Origin of the sequence: Flavobacterium sp. J27 (assembly GCF_004303025.1) — a bacterium.
GTDB lineage: Bacteria > Bacteroidota > Bacteroidia > Flavobacteriales > Flavobacteriaceae > Flavobacterium.
In genome coordinates, this window is record NZ_PJQW01000024.1 from 1 (window position 1) to 17,417 (window position 17,417).

General features: G+C 30.8%; 17 protein-coding genes. 8 read left to right on the top strand and 9 right to left on the bottom strand.

Annotation, left to right across the window (positions count from 1 at the left end; translation table 11 throughout):
* From CX675_RS19380 to CX675_RS19410, 7 genes are all read right to left on the bottom strand, one after another.
* On the bottom strand, nucleotides 1–2,419 hold a 2,419-nt coding region (locus CX675_RS19380; protein WP_205728654.1), incomplete at its 3' end, for an FG-GAP-like repeat-containing protein.
* A 3-nt stretch (nucleotides 2,420–2,422) separates the two neighbouring features.
* Nucleotides 2,423–2,668, bottom strand: coding sequence for a T9SS type A sorting domain-containing protein (locus CX675_RS19385; protein ID WP_130736912.1), 246 nt, complete (start codon nucleotides 2,666–2,668; stop codon nucleotides 2,423–2,425).
* Nucleotides 2,669–2,698: 30 nt separating this feature from the next.
* Nucleotides 2,699–2,887: a hypothetical protein gene (locus CX675_RS19390; RefSeq protein WP_130736913.1), complete on the bottom strand. Its 189-nt coding sequence runs from the start codon at nucleotides 2,885–2,887 to the stop codon at nucleotides 2,699–2,701.
* A gap of 151 nt (nucleotides 2,888–3,038) precedes the next feature.
* On the bottom strand, nucleotides 3,039–4,685 hold the full coding sequence (locus tag CX675_RS19395) for a G-D-S-L family lipolytic protein (protein ID WP_130736914.1): 1,647 nt from the start codon (nucleotides 4,683–4,685) through the stop codon (nucleotides 3,039–3,041).
* A gap of 16 nt (nucleotides 4,686–4,701) precedes the next feature.
* A complete protein-coding gene (locus CX675_RS19400; protein ID WP_205728655.1) occupies nucleotides 4,702–5,940 on the bottom strand; it encodes an OmpP1/FadL family transporter in 1,239 nt (412 codons plus the stop codon).
* 121 nt (nucleotides 5,941–6,061) lie between these two features.
* Nucleotides 6,062–6,823 (bottom strand): alpha/beta fold hydrolase, encoded by a 762-nt coding sequence (locus CX675_RS19405; protein WP_130736916.1) that lies wholly within the window; start codon nucleotides 6,821–6,823, stop codon nucleotides 6,062–6,064.
* A complete protein-coding gene (locus tag CX675_RS19410) occupies nucleotides 6,823–7,536 on the bottom strand; it encodes a pyridoxine 5'-phosphate synthase (RefSeq protein ID WP_130736917.1) in 714 nt (237 codons plus the stop codon). Before CX675_RS19410 ends, CX675_RS19405 begins: the two co-directional genes overlap by 1 nt.
* Before the next feature lie 92 nt (nucleotides 7,537–7,628).
* Between CX675_RS19410 and CX675_RS19415 the strand changes: the two genes are divergently transcribed.
* The 8 genes from CX675_RS19415 (at nucleotide 7,629) to murI (ending at nucleotide 15,741) form a co-directional block, all read left to right on the top strand.
* Nucleotides 7,629–8,291 (top strand): CBS domain-containing protein, encoded by a 663-nt coding sequence (locus CX675_RS19415; protein ID WP_130736918.1) that lies wholly within the window; start codon nucleotides 7,629–7,631, stop codon nucleotides 8,289–8,291.
* A gap of 31 nt (nucleotides 8,292–8,322) precedes the next feature.
* The gene (locus CX675_RS19420; RefSeq protein ID WP_130736919.1) at nucleotides 8,323–9,201 is read left to right on the top strand and encodes an NAD kinase; all 879 of its coding nucleotides are present in this window, start codon (nucleotides 8,323–8,325) and stop codon (nucleotides 9,199–9,201) included.
* Between the two features lie 123 nt (nucleotides 9,202–9,324).
* On the top strand, nucleotides 9,325–10,008 hold the full coding sequence (locus tag CX675_RS19425; RefSeq protein ID WP_130736920.1) for a DUF6089 family protein: 684 nt from the start codon (nucleotides 9,325–9,327) through the stop codon (nucleotides 10,006–10,008).
* 2 nt (nucleotides 10,009–10,010) lie between these two features.
* A complete protein-coding gene (locus CX675_RS19430) occupies nucleotides 10,011–10,751 on the top strand; it encodes an isoprenyl transferase (RefSeq protein WP_130736921.1) in 741 nt (246 codons plus the stop codon).
* A gap of 7 nt (nucleotides 10,752–10,758) precedes the next feature.
* Nucleotides 10,759–13,431 carry an outer membrane protein assembly factor BamA gene (gene bamA, locus CX675_RS19435; RefSeq protein WP_130736922.1) on the top strand — a complete coding sequence of 891 codons (2,673 nt, stop codon included), beginning with the start codon at nucleotides 10,759–10,761 and terminating at the stop codon, nucleotides 13,429–13,431.
* Nucleotides 13,432–13,552: 121 nt separating this feature from the next.
* Nucleotides 13,553–14,344, top strand: coding sequence for an OmpH family outer membrane protein (locus CX675_RS19440; protein ID WP_130736923.1), 792 nt, complete (start codon nucleotides 13,553–13,555; stop codon nucleotides 14,342–14,344).
* Nucleotides 14,345–14,372: 28 nt separating this feature from the next.
* Complete coding sequence (locus CX675_RS19445) at nucleotides 14,373–14,876, top strand: OmpH family outer membrane protein (protein ID WP_130736924.1); 504 nt, start codon at nucleotides 14,373–14,375, stop codon at nucleotides 14,874–14,876.
* Nucleotides 14,877–14,961: 85 nt separating this feature from the next.
* Nucleotides 14,962–15,741, top strand: a complete 780-nt coding sequence (gene murI, locus CX675_RS19450; RefSeq protein WP_130736925.1) for a glutamate racemase — start codon at nucleotides 14,962–14,964, stop codon at nucleotides 15,739–15,741.
* Nucleotides 15,742–15,745: 4 nt separating this feature from the next.
* Here murI and CX675_RS19455 read toward each other — a convergent pair whose 3' ends face one another.
* Nucleotides 15,746–16,264: a gamma carbonic anhydrase family protein gene (locus CX675_RS19455; RefSeq protein WP_130736926.1), complete on the bottom strand. Its 519-nt coding sequence runs from the start codon at nucleotides 16,262–16,264 to the stop codon at nucleotides 15,746–15,748.
* Nucleotides 16,265–16,327: 63 nt separating this feature from the next.
* On the bottom strand, nucleotides 16,328–17,335 hold the full coding sequence (locus CX675_RS19460) for a type IX secretion system membrane protein PorP/SprF (protein ID WP_130736927.1): 1,008 nt from the start codon (nucleotides 17,333–17,335) through the stop codon (nucleotides 16,328–16,330).
* Between the last annotated feature and the right edge of the window lie 82 nt (nucleotides 17,336–17,417).

Genomic DNA, 17,417 nt, shown 5'->3' on the forward strand with positions numbered 1-17,417 from the left:
CTAAATAATTTGTAGGTAAACGTTTAATCTCTAAATAAGGATAATTTACACTATTAGAAGAAGAATAAAATTCGTTTAAATTGCCTAAACCATTATTTGAACTACTCGATTCCATGGTAGCATATTCTACTTCATTAACAAGGTTTCCTCCGGAAGAAGTAACTTTTGTAATTCGAGCGTCTTTCGTAACTTCTTTTTTAAAATCAATATAGGTAACTTGATTATAATGATTTCTAACCATTATAAGTTCTTTAGACAAACCTTTGAATCTGTAGTTTGAAACTATTGGTATAGGCAAATCAGGAGAATCACTATCATGATTACAGTTTTGACCAATTCCAGTATTATAACATGGAGAAAGATAATCTAAAGTAAATTTATTTGTTAATTGAGTATTCCCAATATTATTAACATAAGTAGTAACTTTCCATTGAGTATCGTGATCATTAATTGTCCAACTAGGTTCATAATAATTTCTCCAAATTCTAACTAAATCTGATTTACCATCACCATTGGTATCTAAAGCATAGTATTTACTAAAATGAACTTGTGTATCATAATAACTACCCGTATTTGGCCAATATTCTACAATATTATGTGATTCTTTTTCAAAAAAAGAACCTCCAGTTGGCTTAGGATTACTATAATATATATGCCAAAGCGATTGATTTGGACCTCCTTCCGTATCAGGGAGCATAATATCTGTTTTCCCGTCACCATTATAATCTCCTAACAGAAGTTGTTTCGTAAATGAATATTCATCCAAATTCCCTTCTCCTAAAATTTCTAATTCTACCCAAGGATTTTGAGCTAACTGTTTAAAACCAATTATTTTATAGTCATTACTATATCTATTCACAACAAATATTTCCGATTTACCATCTCCGTTAAAGTCAGAAACATACCTTATACCTCTTAACCAATCTGAATTATTCAAAATAACTGCTCCAGGAGCATTTTCACTTGTAAACAAATTGGCAACTTCACTAGAAATATTAGGATTTAAATCAATCCAATAAAAAAAATCACATTCTACAGAATTCATTATCGTAATTTCATCCTCTCTTTCACATACAGAATACATTATAACTTCAGAAACTCCATCTCCATTAAAATCACCTTCTAAAAATTTATTCTTTATATTATCGCATGGAGGCATAGCTGGATAAAAACAATTCATATGAAAAGGAAAATTAAATGGCTTTTCATATGATAATTGAATACTACTATTTACAAGATTATAAATTTTAAAAGATGTACCCTCATGCTTTACAATTGATTGAAATTGATTTAATTTATTATCCGATAATGTAGTAGCTACAAAACTATTATCTTTATTAATTGTAAAAGGCAAATTAATTGTTGTCCCTGTTGAGTTTTGAAATAACTTTTTATAAAGTTTATTTTCAGTAACAAAGTCTAAATTACCATCTTCATCAAAATCTCCAGAGAGTATTATATCACTAAAATTCAAATTATTACTATAATTTGTTAAATACTCTGAACCATTAATCAGAGTTGTTGTCGTATCGTATTCGAAAATCACTGGGTTAGCAGGCTCTAATGCTCCATTAAACTCTTGAATCTGTGAAACTCGTTCATATCCAAGTTGTGGATCAACAATGTGTGTTAGTTGATATTTTCTAAATAACTCATTATTCGTTTTAACTTGGATATTATCTAATAATTCTGCTTTTTCATGTTTAACCCCTTTAATGTAAGCATATTCAGCTCTCTTTGCTAATTTATAGTTAAATTGTAGACTATTTAATGGTGTTTGTAAACCATTTACATTGGCACTAAACTTTATTTCACTTATACACAACCCTTTATTAAATGGTTTGCTATAATGATAGGTGATAAAATTTCCATTTACATCTTCGAAACGAACAATGTAAAAAGCAGTTAAATCTACGGCATACATACCTCCATAGTTTCCATACCAGGAACGAGAACCGTCGGGATTTGTAACAATAAAATAAATGGATGTTCCTGAACCAAACAATTCTATTTTTGAATTGGATAATATCTCTGTTTTGTATACAGAACCGTCTTCCCAATAATTTCCAGAAACCAATTGCAATCTTTGTCCGTCTAAGGCTAACTTATCATTGGCATCAAAATCCACTCCGTCAACATACCCATCTAGATCTTTTCGGGTTGAAATTCTACTAATAGCTGAAATAGAATTGATACTCCATCCTTGTCCTGCAATTCCGCCCAACTGCCCGCTGGCATAGATTAAATTAATTGTAGGTCCAACATCTCCTATACTGGGAGGCAATGCAATGGGTAAGGTATAAATGGCTTGACCATTTTCTGAAACCTCAAATTTCCCTTGTGTATCTTGATAATTATTCGTCTGTGAATAAGAACCTATACTAATAAGTAAAAGAGCAAATAGTAAAAACTTCCTCATAAATTATGGTTTGATAATAGTAATTGATTGTGATTCTCCGTTAGAATATAATAGTAAAACAGTATAGGTTCCTGATGGATATTCTTGAAATGAAATAGTAGTAGTAGTCTGCTTTTCTAAAGTAGAGATTACTTTCATCAGTTGTCCAGAAAAAGAATAAACTTCAATTTTTTTTACTTGATTGTTGTCAATCAATTCCCATTTTAGAAATAGTTCTTCTTCAACAGGGTTTGGATAATAAGAAATGATATCCTCAGGAAAAAATTTTAATAATTCATCCTATTTAATTTCAGAACTATTTTTAAATGAGGGCTCTTCTTCTCCAATAGGTCTTGGAATAAAAAAACTCAACTCCCTTCTCACTTGATTTCCAGCATTGTCATAACTAAAAGAGATTGTGTTCTCATAGTTTTGACTAAATCCTAAATAAGAAGTAAATAGCAGCCAAAAAGTAATAGCTAGTTTCATAATTTGACATTTGTTTAAAGATGTGCAAAAATAGTTCTTATTTCTTAATAAAAAAGAGCTTGATTATTTTATAATCAAGCTCTTTTAAAAAAAAACATTAAGAAAAAATTTAGTGCATGTGAGCGGGTATTTTCCTTAACTACATTATATTTTAATTCATTGGAACAATATGAATTCCAGGGTAATTATTAGGGTTTAGTAATGGCAATTTAGACTTGTAATGGGAATTAATTACTTTAATAATTTCATTTGCTATTACAGAATAACCTCTTGCATTTGGATGTACACCATCTAAAGAGAATAACACTTTAAATTCTGTTGTACCACTACCAAAATAATTTGCCGTGTAAATTGTACCGTTATCTGCTCTTAAACCACTAACCAACTGATTTAAAATAGCGTTCATATCAGCTACAGCTAAATCTTTATCTAGTGCTATTGCTTTTATTGTTGAATTATAAGCATCGGTTGCTGCTTTAACTTTAGCTTGTTCTTGTGGAGATAAAACCCATCTATTTCCTAATGGATAAGAAATACCATTTTTATTAATGTCAACTGGCGCATTAACATTAGTTGACCCTATAAAAGATGAAGCAGGAAGTACGATTAAATCCTCAGAAGTAGTCTGTCTTGCTTTACCAAATATAGCACCAAAAGCATTAGCTGTAGCAGCAGGATAACTTAATACTGATTGTAAATAACCAGAAATCTGAGCCGATCTATCAGCAGCATCAACATCATAAATTAAAACTGGATTCGCTGTATTAGGATCCAAAACATTTACTCTATCAGGCTCGCCACCAGCAGTAAATACACCATCTAACAAAGCATACAATTGAGCATTTAATTGTGCCATTGCTGTTGTGCCTGCAGCAATTTGAGTGGCTACATCTGATCCTGGAGGCGTTAAAGCTTTTCCAAGACCTTGTGCTGTTAAAGGAGCATAAGGAACAGTTGTAAAATAAGGAATTGAAGTTACATTTGGAATAGTAGCCACAACTCCTTTTGCTCCTCCAGATGTAAGTGTATTTATTAAAGTACTATATACACTCTCAAATACATTTGAATTTGTAATATCGTTCCCCCCATAAGTAGTCGGATCTAAATTACTTGTATTATTATGATCAGCAGCAGGAGTGTTATCATAAACATTAGTTGAAGAAGCAGCTCCTCCATTAGTTGAATAAGACAAAACATCATTATTACCAATCCAGTTCGTAAAGAAAGTTGGATTTTTCGACATCGCATCACCTAAAACAGTAGCCGTTGGAGAAGTAGCATGACGTACAAAGTAAGGATTAGCCTGACCTAAAGCAACACCAGCAAGATTTCCATAACCAGCAACCCCTAAATGAAAAGATTTTGCCCCTGGTATTCCCATATTATTATAGGCAGTAGCTTGTAAATTTGACACTTCAATACTTGAATTTCCAGTTATATTTTCTGGTCTCCCTTCAGCCGCATCAATTACTAATCTTGTTGAAGCAATTGGAACTCCTCCTAATGTTAATCCTCCATAATTGTTTATATCATCATCATAAGAAGGTTGTGTAAACGCTCCTCCTCCAACAACAGAGAATTGTTTCGCTAACAAATTAGGAAAAGAGTTTGCTTGACCAGATTTATAAACAGTTCCATCCATATAACCCGCAGTTAATGAATTTCCAATCGCTACATAAGTAGAAAAATCAGCTTCTCCAGCAGAATAATCATCTGTTGATACTGGATTATCGAATTCTGGTTCACAAGAAGCAAAACCAGCAGCTAAAACAGCTAAGTATATAAATTTATTTTTCATTTTCTATATTTTTTTATTAAAAACCGTAAGTTATACCAACACCTGGAGAGAACACAACTGATTTATACGTTCCTTTGAATTGTCCATTTGGATTGTGATCGTAAGAATTATCAATTTCATCAAAATGAATGTATAAGAATGATGCATCAATTCCAAATTTGTCATTAATTTGATAGGTTAAACCTCCTGTAAATGCATTGGAATCATTACGTGGTGTTTCAGGTGCAAAATATCCATCTTGTACTGGACTTTCATCAAAATAATATCCAGCTCTAAAAGTAAACTTATCATTTGCTTTATACTGAGTACCAAAACGATACGTTGAAGCATCTTTATAATTTCTTGGGTTTACCGACGTTGGCAAACCATTATTAAAACTTACATCTAAACTCTTATAAGCACTCCACATAGTATGATTAAAATCGAATGCAAACAACCATTTATCTGTTACTTGAATAGAAAACCCTGCAGTAACTTCTGCTGGTAATGGTAAATCTGCATCAAAAGTTGTATTTGTTAATGTAGTTTGAGCAAATGCTGGAACATCGTTGAATGTTGCATCACCACCTCTAGCTTCCATCATTATTTCTGAACGGTAATTTAATCCTAATCGAATTTTATCTGTTGGATTGAACATCATCCCAATATTATATCCCCAAGCAGAGATACCTTTCGCTTCAATTGTTAAGTCTGTTGGATCTCCATTAACCTGAAAAGTAGTATTAGAAGCGTATAAATTTCTATTAAAAGTAACCGAACCTGTAGCATAAATTGGTCCACCACCCACACTAAAATGCTCTCCTACTCTAATCGAAACTGTTGGTTGCACAAAAATGGCTTTTAAGTCTATATTATTAACTAAATAAGCACCTTGCCAGTTTTGATCCCAATCCACAGCACTTCCATAAGGAGTATATACCGCTAAACCTGCCGTTAACCAATCTGTTAACTTATAAGTTGCATAAGCATTAAAAGGAGTACCAAAATTATCCGAAGAAGCAGTAGTATTAAACGTGTTTTCTTGAAATCTTACTTTTGCAAATAATCCACTAGCCCCAACAGATAAATTAAATTTTTTATCTAAGAAAGCCATCCCCGCTGGATTAAAAAAAGCTGTCTCAGCACTATTTACTACAGCAACACCTGTATGTCCCATAGCCAATTGTTTCTGACCTTGAATACTCACCCTATAACCACCTGCAAAAGCAGTAGAGCTTGCTAAAGCCATTAATGTTAAAGAAAGTAATTTTCTCATAATGTTAAAATGTGTTAGTTTTTCTTGAATTTATTAATATCTATATACCAAAATTATAATAAAATATGGAATTTACAATTTTTTACCTTAAAATATTATGCATTCATAATAAATTTACTTTCTATTGTAAAAAATTCATTACTGCATTATAAAAATCTTTAGGATTTTCGGCATGTAACCAGTGTCCTGCATTGGAAATAGTAACAATTTCATTTTTAGGAAACAAAATATTTATGGTTTCAAAATCTTGATCTTCTATATAATTAGATTGAGCCCCTCTTAAAAAAAGTGTTTCTTTTTCAAATGTTAAACCTGCTGGTAATTCTTTTCCTATTTCTTCTATATTTTTAGTCAAACTCTTCAAATTAAAACGAAAACCTAACTGACCTTGTTCTACCCAATGTAAATTTTTTAACAAAAACTGTCTTGTTCCAAAATCAGTAATGTGTTTTAATAAAATAGCATCCACATCACTTCGGCTAGGTTTTAAAGAAAAGTCAACAGCATTTAATCCTTCGAGAATACTTTGATGATGAGGCGCATAAAACTTAGGTCCAATATCGGCTATTATTAGTTTTGAAACCAAATTAGGAAATTGACATGCAAATTGCATGGCGATTTTCCCACCCATAGAATGTCCTAATAATACAATTTCCTCTAAATTTTTAAATTTACAGTATTCCTGAACATCATTCACCATTAAATTATAATTAAATGCATCTGTATGAAAACTTCTGCCATGGTTTCTCATATCGAGTAAATGGACTTCATATCCATTTTCAGCAAACTGAGCGCCTAATGTTTTCCAATTATCAGACATTCCTAAAAACCCATGAACAATTAGAAAAGGTTTTCCCTGACCTTCTATTTTTGAAAAAATCATTATTTTAATTTTTGAAGATACATATTTACTACATTCTCTATTCCTAAGTAGATAGATTCGGAAATCAACGCATGCCCTATAGAAACTTCCAACAAGTTAGGAATATTTTCTTTAAAAAACTTTATATTTTCTAAACTTAAATCATGACCCGCATTAATACCTAAACCTAATTCATTTGCTTTTATGGCAGCAGTTATATAAGACTGAATTCCTTTCTCATTACCTAATTCGTATTGTTTTGCAAATTCTTCAGTATATAATTCTATTCTATCGGTCCCCGTTTCTTTCGCCCCTTCAACCATTTGTATTACTGGATCTACAAAAATGGATGTTCGTATATCATGTCTTTTACATTCGGCAATAATATCAATTAAAAAATCTTTATGTTTTATGGTATCCCAACCTGCATTTGAAGTAATCGCATCATCTGCATCGGGCACTAATGTTACTTGTGTTGGCTTAATTTCCAATACTAAATCCATAAATTTTTTAATTGGATTTCCTTCAATATTATATTCCGTGTAAACAATTGGTTTTAAATCTAAGGCATCCTGATATTTAATATGTCTCTCATCTGGACGTGGATGAATTGTGATACCTTGAGCTCCAAATTGTTGTAAATCTTTGGCAACTTTAATTAAATTGGGAACATTTCCTCCTCTTGAATTTCTTAACGTTGCTATTTTATTAATATTTACTGATAACTTTGTCATATTCTTTTTTATTAACTTTACAAAAATACAAAGTATAAATAGCTTTAATAATCAATTTTTGATTAATTTGCAGTAAAATTATAATGTTTAGAATGAATAACTCATTGACTGATTTTTTAAATGTAGAAATTAAGCCTCTTAAAAGCAAAGAAAGTATTGCCGAAGCACAAGACCTATTTGCAGATTACAACTATACTCATTTCCCTGTAACCGAAGAAAATGTATATATAGGTTGTATTTCTAAAGAAGATGCAGATATTTACCCGAGCCATAAAACGATTGGGGAATGCCGTTATGAATTTGATCGTTTTTATGTTCGTTCAGAAATGACATGGTTAGATGTTTTAGAAGAATTTGCTAAAAACGAATCTAATATAGTTCCTGTTTTAAATTCTCAAAACAAATATATAGGTTATTATGAATTAGATGATGTTATAAAATTCTTTCATGAAACTCCTTTTTTAAGAGAAGAAGGTGGCATTTTAGTGATTAGAAAAGAAATATCTGGATTCTCTATGAGTCAGGTAGCTCAAATAGTAGAAAGTAACAATGCTAAATTATTAGGTCTTTTTATTTCAAAAACAGAAACTAATTTTGTTGAACTTACTTTAAAAATAAGTCAAAGTTCGTTAAACGAAATTATACAAACTTTTAGAAGATATGAATACGAAATCATTTCTGAACATCAAGAAGATTCTTATTTGAAAAATTTAAAAGACCGTTCCGATTATTTAGACAAATATCTAAATATTTAGTTTTTTTCTATTAAACCAATTTAAACTGCATATGAAAATTGCAATATTCGGTCAGTATTATCAATCAGACACAGAAGAAATTGTAGAAAAAGTAGTACACACTTTATTAGACAACCAAGTTACTGTTATAATTGAAAAAAAATTTCACGGTGATATCAAAACTCCTTTAAAAGAAAAATGCAGCACTTATTCTTCTCATGAAGAGCTAGAAAAAGACATTGATATTCTAATAAGCATTGGTGGAGATGGTACAATTTTAAGAGCGGTAACTTATGTTAGAGACAAACAGATACCGATTGTAGGTATAAATGCTGGAAGATTAGGTTTTTTAGCTACAGTACAAATCAAAAATATTGAGCCTTTTATTTATAAAATTTTAGCCAAAGAATATACTTTATCAAAAAGAAGCTTATTGAGTTTATCTTGCACTCCTAAAAACCCAGATTTAGTCGACTTGAATTTTGCTTTAAATGAAGTAACTGTTTCCAGAAAAGACACTACTTCAATGATAACCATTGAGACCTATTTAAATGGAGAATACCTAACATCCTATTGGGCAGACGGATTAATAATTGCTACGCCAACAGGTTCCACAGGGTACTCATTAAGTTGCGGTGGGCCTGTATTAATTCCAAATGTAAACAGCTTAGTAATAACCCCTATCGCTCCCCATAATCTAAATGCAAGACCCCTTGTAATTCCAGATGATACAGAAATTACTTTAAAAGTTTCTGGTAGAGAAGAGCAATATTTAGTTTCATTAGATTCTAGAATAACATCGGTAACAAACGAAACATTATTAAAAATTGTCAAGACCCCATTCGAGATAAATATGGTTGCTTTTAACGAAGAAGGATTTTTAAAAACCATAAGAAAAAAACTACTTTGGGGAGAAGACAGAAGAAATTAATACCTCAAACATAACTTTTACTTTTTTTTTGCGTTTATACATTACTGATAAATTAGGAATAAAATTTCTAATTAAATGCGGTAAAGAAATCTATATTATTATATTTGCAAACTATTTTTAAAAATGAGAAAGTTTTTTGTTTACATATTCTTGTTATTGAGTACCACTGCTATAACGGCTCAAATAAATGAACTAGGTGTTTTTTTAGGAGGCTCAAACTACATCGGTGATGTTGGTCCTACTGATTATATTTCACCTAATAAACTTGCTTTTGGTTTTATTTACAAATGGAATCGAAGTACAAGACACTCTTATCGTTTATCATATACCTATTCAAAAATAGCTGCTGCTGATAGAGATAGTGATGTTCCTAGCAGATATTTAAGAGATAAAAGTTTTAAAAATAGCATACACGATTTTACTTTAGGTTTGGAGTTTAATTTTTTCGAATTCAATTTACATGATTCAGAAAAAGCCTTTACTCCATATGTATCTAGTGGATTAAGCTATTTTATATATAATGAAAATTACATTCTAGATAAAACTGAAGAATTAGATTACAGACATAGTCAATTTGCAATACCCATGATTGTGGGAATTAAAACCAGACTATATAGAAATTTTGTTTTAGGTGCTGAAGTAGGTTTTAGATACACCTTTACCGATAATTTAGATGGTAGTAATCCAAAAAATAACAATTTTGAATCTCTTCGTTTTGGAAATCTAAACAGTAACGATTGGTATGTATTTTCTGGAATAACATTAACTTACACATTTGGACAAAATCCTTGTTTTTGCGCTAATTAATTATGAGTATAAGAGAAAAAATAGACACCACTAAATTACCTGAACACTTAGCCATTATTATGGATGGCAATGGTAGATGGGCAAAACAAAAGGGTCTATTAAGAACACTAGGACATGAAAGCGGAACTAAATCAGTTAAAAAAACAGTAGAAAGCTGTGCAAAATTAGGAATCAAAAATTTAACCTTATATGCTTTTTCTACTGAAAATTGGAACAGACCAAAACTAGAAGTAGACACTTTAATGAAGCTTTTAATTTCCTCTTTAAAGAAAGAATTAAAGACTTTAACAGAAAATAATATCCGTTTGAACGCCATAGGAAATTTAACAAATTTACCCTCAAAAGTTCAAAAAGAATTAAATGAAGTCATTCAAAAAACTTCTGAAAACACTAGAATGACGTTAACTTTAGCACTCAGTTATGGTGCGAGAGAAGAACTTATACAAGCTGTTAAAAAAATTTCAGATAAAGTTAAAAATAATATAATTTCCACTAACACTATTGACGAATCAATTATTAATGAGCATCTTTACACGCATAATTTGCCAGATGTAGATTTAGTAATTCGCACCAGTGGTGAACACAGAATAAGTAATTTCTTACTTTGGCAGATTGCATATGCAGAATTTTATTTCACAGATATATTATGGCCAGATTTCGGTGAAGAAGATTTGTATAACGCAATAATAAGTTATCAAAGTAGAGAAAGAAGGTTTGGAAAAACAAGTGAACAAATTTCATAAGAAAAAAATGTTAAAAAAAGGTTTACAATTGCTTTTTACCATAGTAATTATAGGTAATAGTACTAAATTAGTTGCTCAGGAAACAAAATTAGAAAACGGTAAAGAATACATATTAGGAGGAGTTGAAGTAACTGGAAAAAGTAAATACAGTGAACAAACTGTGGTTACATTTTCTGGACTTGAAAAAGGCCAAAAAATACTTGTACCTGGAGAAGATATTAGTGCTGCAATCAAAAAATTATGGAAATTAGGATTGTTTAGCGACGTAAATTTTTATGTAAATGAAATTAAAGGAGATAGCATCTTTTTAGAACTTAATTTAATTGAATCTCCAAAGCTTTCAGATGTAAAAATCCAAGGTATTAAGAAAGGAAAAGCAGAAGATTTAATAAAAGAAATTGACCTTAAAAAAGGTAAAGTTGTTAATGAAAATTTAATAACAACCACTAAAAACTACATAGAAAATAAATACAAAAAAGATGGTTTTTACAACACCAAAGTATTTATTTCTACTACTCCTGATTCTACAGAAACAGAAGTAAAAATGCTTGTTAATATCGACAAAGGAGATAAAGTTAAAGTTAAAAGTATTGATTTTGAAGGCAATACTCAATTATCTGACGCAAAACTGAGAAAAGCATTTAAAAACACCAAACAAAAAAATCCAATCCGAATATTTAAAGCTTCAAAATATATTAAAGAAAAATACAAAGAAGATTTAGTTACTCTTATTGACAAATACAAAGAACGAGGTTTTAGAGATGCAAGGGTGCTTTCTGATTCTGTTACTTACGACAAAAAGAAAAACCTAATTGACATTAAAGTAAACCTAGAAGAAGGTAGAAAGTATTATTTCGGAAACATCAGATACTTAGGAAACACCGTATACACTGACCAACAGTTAGCCAGAATTTTAGGAATCAAAAAAGGAGAAGTATATAATGGCGTATTATTACAAAAAAGAATAGCTGATAATACAAAACCAGACGCAGATGACTTAACTAACTTATATCAAAATAGTGGTTATTTATTTTCTAGTATTAACCCAGTAGAAGTAAAAACATACAATGACACTATAGATTTTGAAATAAGAATTACCGAAGGACCTTTAGCTTATTTTAATAAAATTTCAGTTGTTGGAAACGACAAGACTAACGACCATGTAATTTATAGAGAATTAAGAACTAAACCTGGAAACAAATACAGCAAAGAAGATGTAGTACGTTCAGTAAGAGAAATAGGTCAGCTTGGTTTCTTCGACCCAGAATCTATTCGTCCCGATTTCAAAAATGTTGATGCTCAAGCAGGAACTGTTGACATAGAATATAATGTTGTAGAAAAAGGAGCAAGCCAAATTGAATTACAAGGTGGTTATGGTGGTGGTGGTTTCATTGGTACACTAGGTTTATCTTTCAATAATTTTTCGGCAAGAAATATATTTAAAAAAGATGCTTACAAACCTTTACCAATGGGTGATGGACAGAAAATGTCTTTACGTTTACAAGGAAGTTCTTATTTCCAAACATATAGCTTATCTTTCTCAGAGCCATGGTTTGGTGGAAAAAAACCAGTAAGCTTCTCAACATCAATTTCTCACAGTAAACAATTTTTATATAATTATAGCACTAGAGACGTTACTAGAGATCAAAGTTTTAACATTACATCGTTATCTGTCGGTATGGCAAAACAATTAACCGTTCCTGATGATTTCTTTGTATTATCACAAAGTGTTTCGTTCCAATACTACGATTTAAATAATTATAATACTGGATTATTTACTTTCGGTAATGGAGCTTCAAGAAACATAACTTATACCATAGGCTTAAGTAGAAATAGTAAAGGATTAAATCCAATTTATCCAACATATGGTTCTGAATTTAGTGTAACAGGTAAATTTACACCTCCGTATTCATTATTCAATGGAATTGACTATGCTGGTTTAAAGAATTCAGAAGAATATAAATTGAGATATACTTCTACTAGTGGGATTCAGGCAGTAACCAATACAGATACTGGAGAAACCGTAAGTGAAGGAGACTATGTTCGCTATTCATCAATATATGGAGGATATATTAAAGCCACAGCTTCCAATGCAGATTTAGACCAAGGTAAATATGACCAAAAAAGATTCAATTGGTTAGAATATTATAAGATAAAATTTAAAGCAGATTGGTACACTAGATTGTATGACAAATTAGTATTGCGTTCTTTAGGAGAATTTGGTTTTATGGGAGCATACAACCAAGATCGTGGATTAGTACCATTTGAACGTTTTTATTTAGGTGGAGATGGATTAGCCAATTTCTCTTTAGATGGAAGAGAAGTAATTCAATTAAGAGGATATCCAAACAATTCATTATCTCCAGTAGATCCAGCAACAAACGCACAAGTTGGTGCTACTATCTACAATAAGTTTTCATTAGAATTAAGATACCCAATTACCTTAAAGCAAGCCGCAAGTATTTATGGTTTAACATTTTTAGAAGCTGGTGCAGCATTTAATGATTTCAAAGACTACAATCCATTCAGTATGCAACGTTCAGCTGGATTTGGTTTAAGAGTATTCATGCCTGCTTTTGGTTTACTAGGTATCGATTTTGCTCATGGATTTGACCCTATTCCTGGTCAGACTGTAAAAAGTGGATGGCAAACTCATTTCATTATTGGACAACAATTTTAGTATTTTTTACGTTTAGTTTAAAATTGAAGAGTGAAACCATAACTTATAAAAACATTTCTTATCTTTCGGACGGTTTTTCAAGTGTTTTACCTGAAAATTAAGAACTAAAAATAAACAACAAATGAAAAAAATTTTATTAATAACATCATTATTCATTTTTATAACTGGTTTTTCACAATCTGCAAGTGTAAGGATTGGATATATAGACATGGAATATATCTTAGAAAAGGCACCCGATTACGCTGAAGCAAAAGCACAATTAGAACAGAAAGCCTCAAGATGGAAAGAAGATATTGAACTTAAGAAAAATGAAATTAATAAGTTAAAAGAAAGCTTAGCAACTGAGCGTGTACTTTTAACAAAAGAATTAATTGAAGAGAGAGAAGAAGAAATCAATCTTAAAGAAAAAGAACTTTTTGATTATCAAGAAAAACGTTTTGGAGCAAGAGGTGATTTAATTATTCAAAAATCATTATTAGTTAAACCTATTCAAGATCAAGTATTTACTGCAATACAAGATATAGCAGAACAAAAAAGATATGATTTCATTTTAGATAAATCATCAGACTTAACCATTCTTTTTGCAGACAAAAGACATGATATTAGTGACTTAGTAGTTCGTGCAATTATGCGTTCAGAAAAAAGAGAGCAATTATCAAAAAAAGAACAGAAAGCGCAAGAGGCTAAAGAAGCAAAAGAAGATCTTCAAGATGAAAACCCTGCTTTAGCTGAAAGACAGAAAATACTCGATGAGAAAAAAGCAGCTAGAGATAAACTAATGGAAGAAAGAAAAGCAGCTAGAGAAAAAATCATAGAAGAAAGAAAAAAAGCAGCTATTGAAAAAAGAAAAAAATTAGAAGCTGAAAAAAATGGCACAGAAATTGAAAAAGAATCTAGTGAAGATGATAAATAATAACCTAAAATTAATTTAAAATAGAAAAATGAAACAAGTAAAAACTTTAGCTATTGCAATAGTACTTTTTATTACGGCTCAAGTATCTGCGCAATCGAAAATGGCTCATATTGACGTTAAAGAATTAATGACGAATATGCCAGAAATGAAAGCTGCTCAATCGCAATTAAAAACCATTCAAGATACTTACGACAAAGAATATAAAGGTATGGTACAGGAGTATCAAACTAAATTGCAAAAATATGAGCAAGAAGCTCCTACAGCTGGTGAAGCTTTAAATGAAACACGTTCTAAAGAAATGCAAGGAATGGGACAACGTATCCAAGAATTTCAACAAAGCGCTAGCAAACAATTACAACAAAAAGAGCTTGATCTATTAAAACCAATTATGGAAAAAGCACAAACTGCTATCAAAAAAGTGGCAACTGCAAAAGGTTATGATTATGTATTAGATGCAACAGAAGGAAGCGGGTTATTAGTTGCTAACGGTCCAAACATTCTTGCTGATGTTAAAAAAGAATTAGGTTTCTAATATTTCGAGAATAATATTTAAAACAAAAAGATTTTAACTGTTCAAATTTTGACTAATTTGAACAGTTTTTTTTTACATTTGTTTTATGAGTAACACACACCCAATAGGACTTTTTGATTCAGGCATTGGAGGAACTTCCATATGGAAAGAAATTCATTCTTTGCTTCCAAATGAAAATACTATTTATTTAGCAGATAGTAAAAATGCGCCATATGGTCTAAAATCTAAAGAAGAAATAATTGAGCTATCTTTTAAGAACACCGAATATCTTTTAAATAAAAATGCAAAAATTATTGTTGTTGCTTGTAACACTGCTACCACAAACGCTATTAAAGAATTACGTAAAAAATACAACGTCCCTTTTATTGGCATTGAACCAGCTATAAAACCTGCAGCGAATCAATCAAAAACCCAAACAATAGGTATTCTTGCAACTAAAGGAACTTTAAATAGTGATTTATTTCACGAAAAAACAGCATTATATAGTAATGTTAAAATCGTGGAACAAATTGGTCATGGTTTAGTTCAACTCATAGAGAATGGAGATATTAATTCCGCTGAAATGCAAGAATTATTAGAAAGCTATCTCAAGCCCATGATAGATCAAAATATTGATTATCTCGTATTAGGATGTAGTCATTACCCTTATTTAATTCCTCAAATAAAAAAGATTATACCTGAAAACATTAAAATTATTGATTCAGGTGAAGCCGTAGCGAAGCAAACAAAAAAAATCCTTGAAGATTTAAAAATCAATAATACGTCTAAAGAAAAAAGTTGGCAAAAGTTTTACACCAATGCCAACCCTCATGTTTTAGAAGCTATTTTAGACCATAATTTAGCTGTTTTTGAGAAAGACTTCTAAATTTTTATTCTTCCTCTTTAAACCAACTAGAATACATTACATAATTATTAGATATACGTTCTATTTCGCCAGCAAAATTACTCGCATTAATATCTTTTACCTTTTTCGCAGGAATACCCGCATATATCGCTCCAGATTCAACGACTGTATTTTGAGTAACTACAGAACCAGCACCAATAATAGAATTGCTATTTACAACGCAATTATCCATTATAATTGCCCCCATACCAATTAGAACATTATCTTTAATTTCACATCCGTGCACAATGGCATTATGTCCAATAGAAACATTATTCCCTATCTTCGTTGGATGCTTTAAATAAGTACAATGAATTACTGCACCATCTTGTATATTTACTTTATCGCCTATTTCAATGCTGTTTACGTCTCCTCTTATAACCGCATTAAACCATACACTACACTTTTTACCAAATGTTACCTCTCCTACAATAGTTGCATTTTCTGCTACATAACAATCTTCTGGTATTTGAGGAAATTTCCCTCTAACTTCTTTAATAATCATAATTAGTTTATATAAAAATGTCCCGAAAAAATCGGGACAAATATTGTATTTACGTTTCTTGTATTAATTAACAGCTGGACAATTACAGCTCCATTCTTTAGCTTTACAGAAAATATCTATACCTAAAGTAATTTGGTGAAAACCTCCATTATCAAACTTAATATCTCCAATAATATGAGAATAAGTATAAGCGAACATAAATTGCTTATAATTTACTCCTAAAATTGGTGTTATATATTGCAATTTTTGTTCTCCAATTGCATTCCCGTCTAAATATTCAGCTCCGTCAAAACTTCTTCTATAAGAAAGTCCTCCCCATACTCTTCCAAAATCCATTCCTTTATAAACTTTCAAGTTCAAATCGATTGCTTTTTCGGTAGTTTCTTGTGTGTATTGAAACATAAAAGAAGGCTCCCAAAGCAATCTATCTTCATCTCCAAATACTGCACCTGCACTCCATAAAAACTTTCTTAAATTATCTGATTCAATCCCTTCTGTATATATTTCTCTTCTATTTGCTAAAAAGTTTTTAACTGTTACATGAGTAAAAAAATCTAAGAAATGATATGAAGCTCCTAAATCTACATTAAAATAAGAATCTTTTTGATAAACTCCACCAAATATAAATGGATCAAAAGCCTGGTTTGTAAAACTGGTTTCATCTAACTGACTTTGAATAAAAGCAGCGCTCAATCCAAATGACAACTGATTTAAATCGGTAGTTCCTCTTGAAAACCGTAAATGATGAGCATAAGTTAACTTAGCTCCTCTTTGAGAATGATATCCATTTTTATCATTAAAAATTATAGCACCAATACCAGATTTTCCATCTTCATCTACAGAAGTATTAAAACTTAATGTTTGAAGAGAGGGCGCATCTTCTTGTCCAAACCATTGTTGGCGACCAGTTAAACGAATCTTTCCACAATTAGCCGCTCCGGCCATTGAAGGGTGTATTAAATAATAGTTATCTGATAAGTAATCTGAATAAACGGCTATTCCTTCTTGGGCATTAGACAGCTGTGCTAAAATAAACACAATAAATAGTAGGTAACTTTTTTTAAAATCCATCGAGAATTATCTTTTTAATGAAAAATGTGCTTTAAATACTTTGTTTTGTTGGTTTTCTTGATATTCTACAGTAAACCAATAA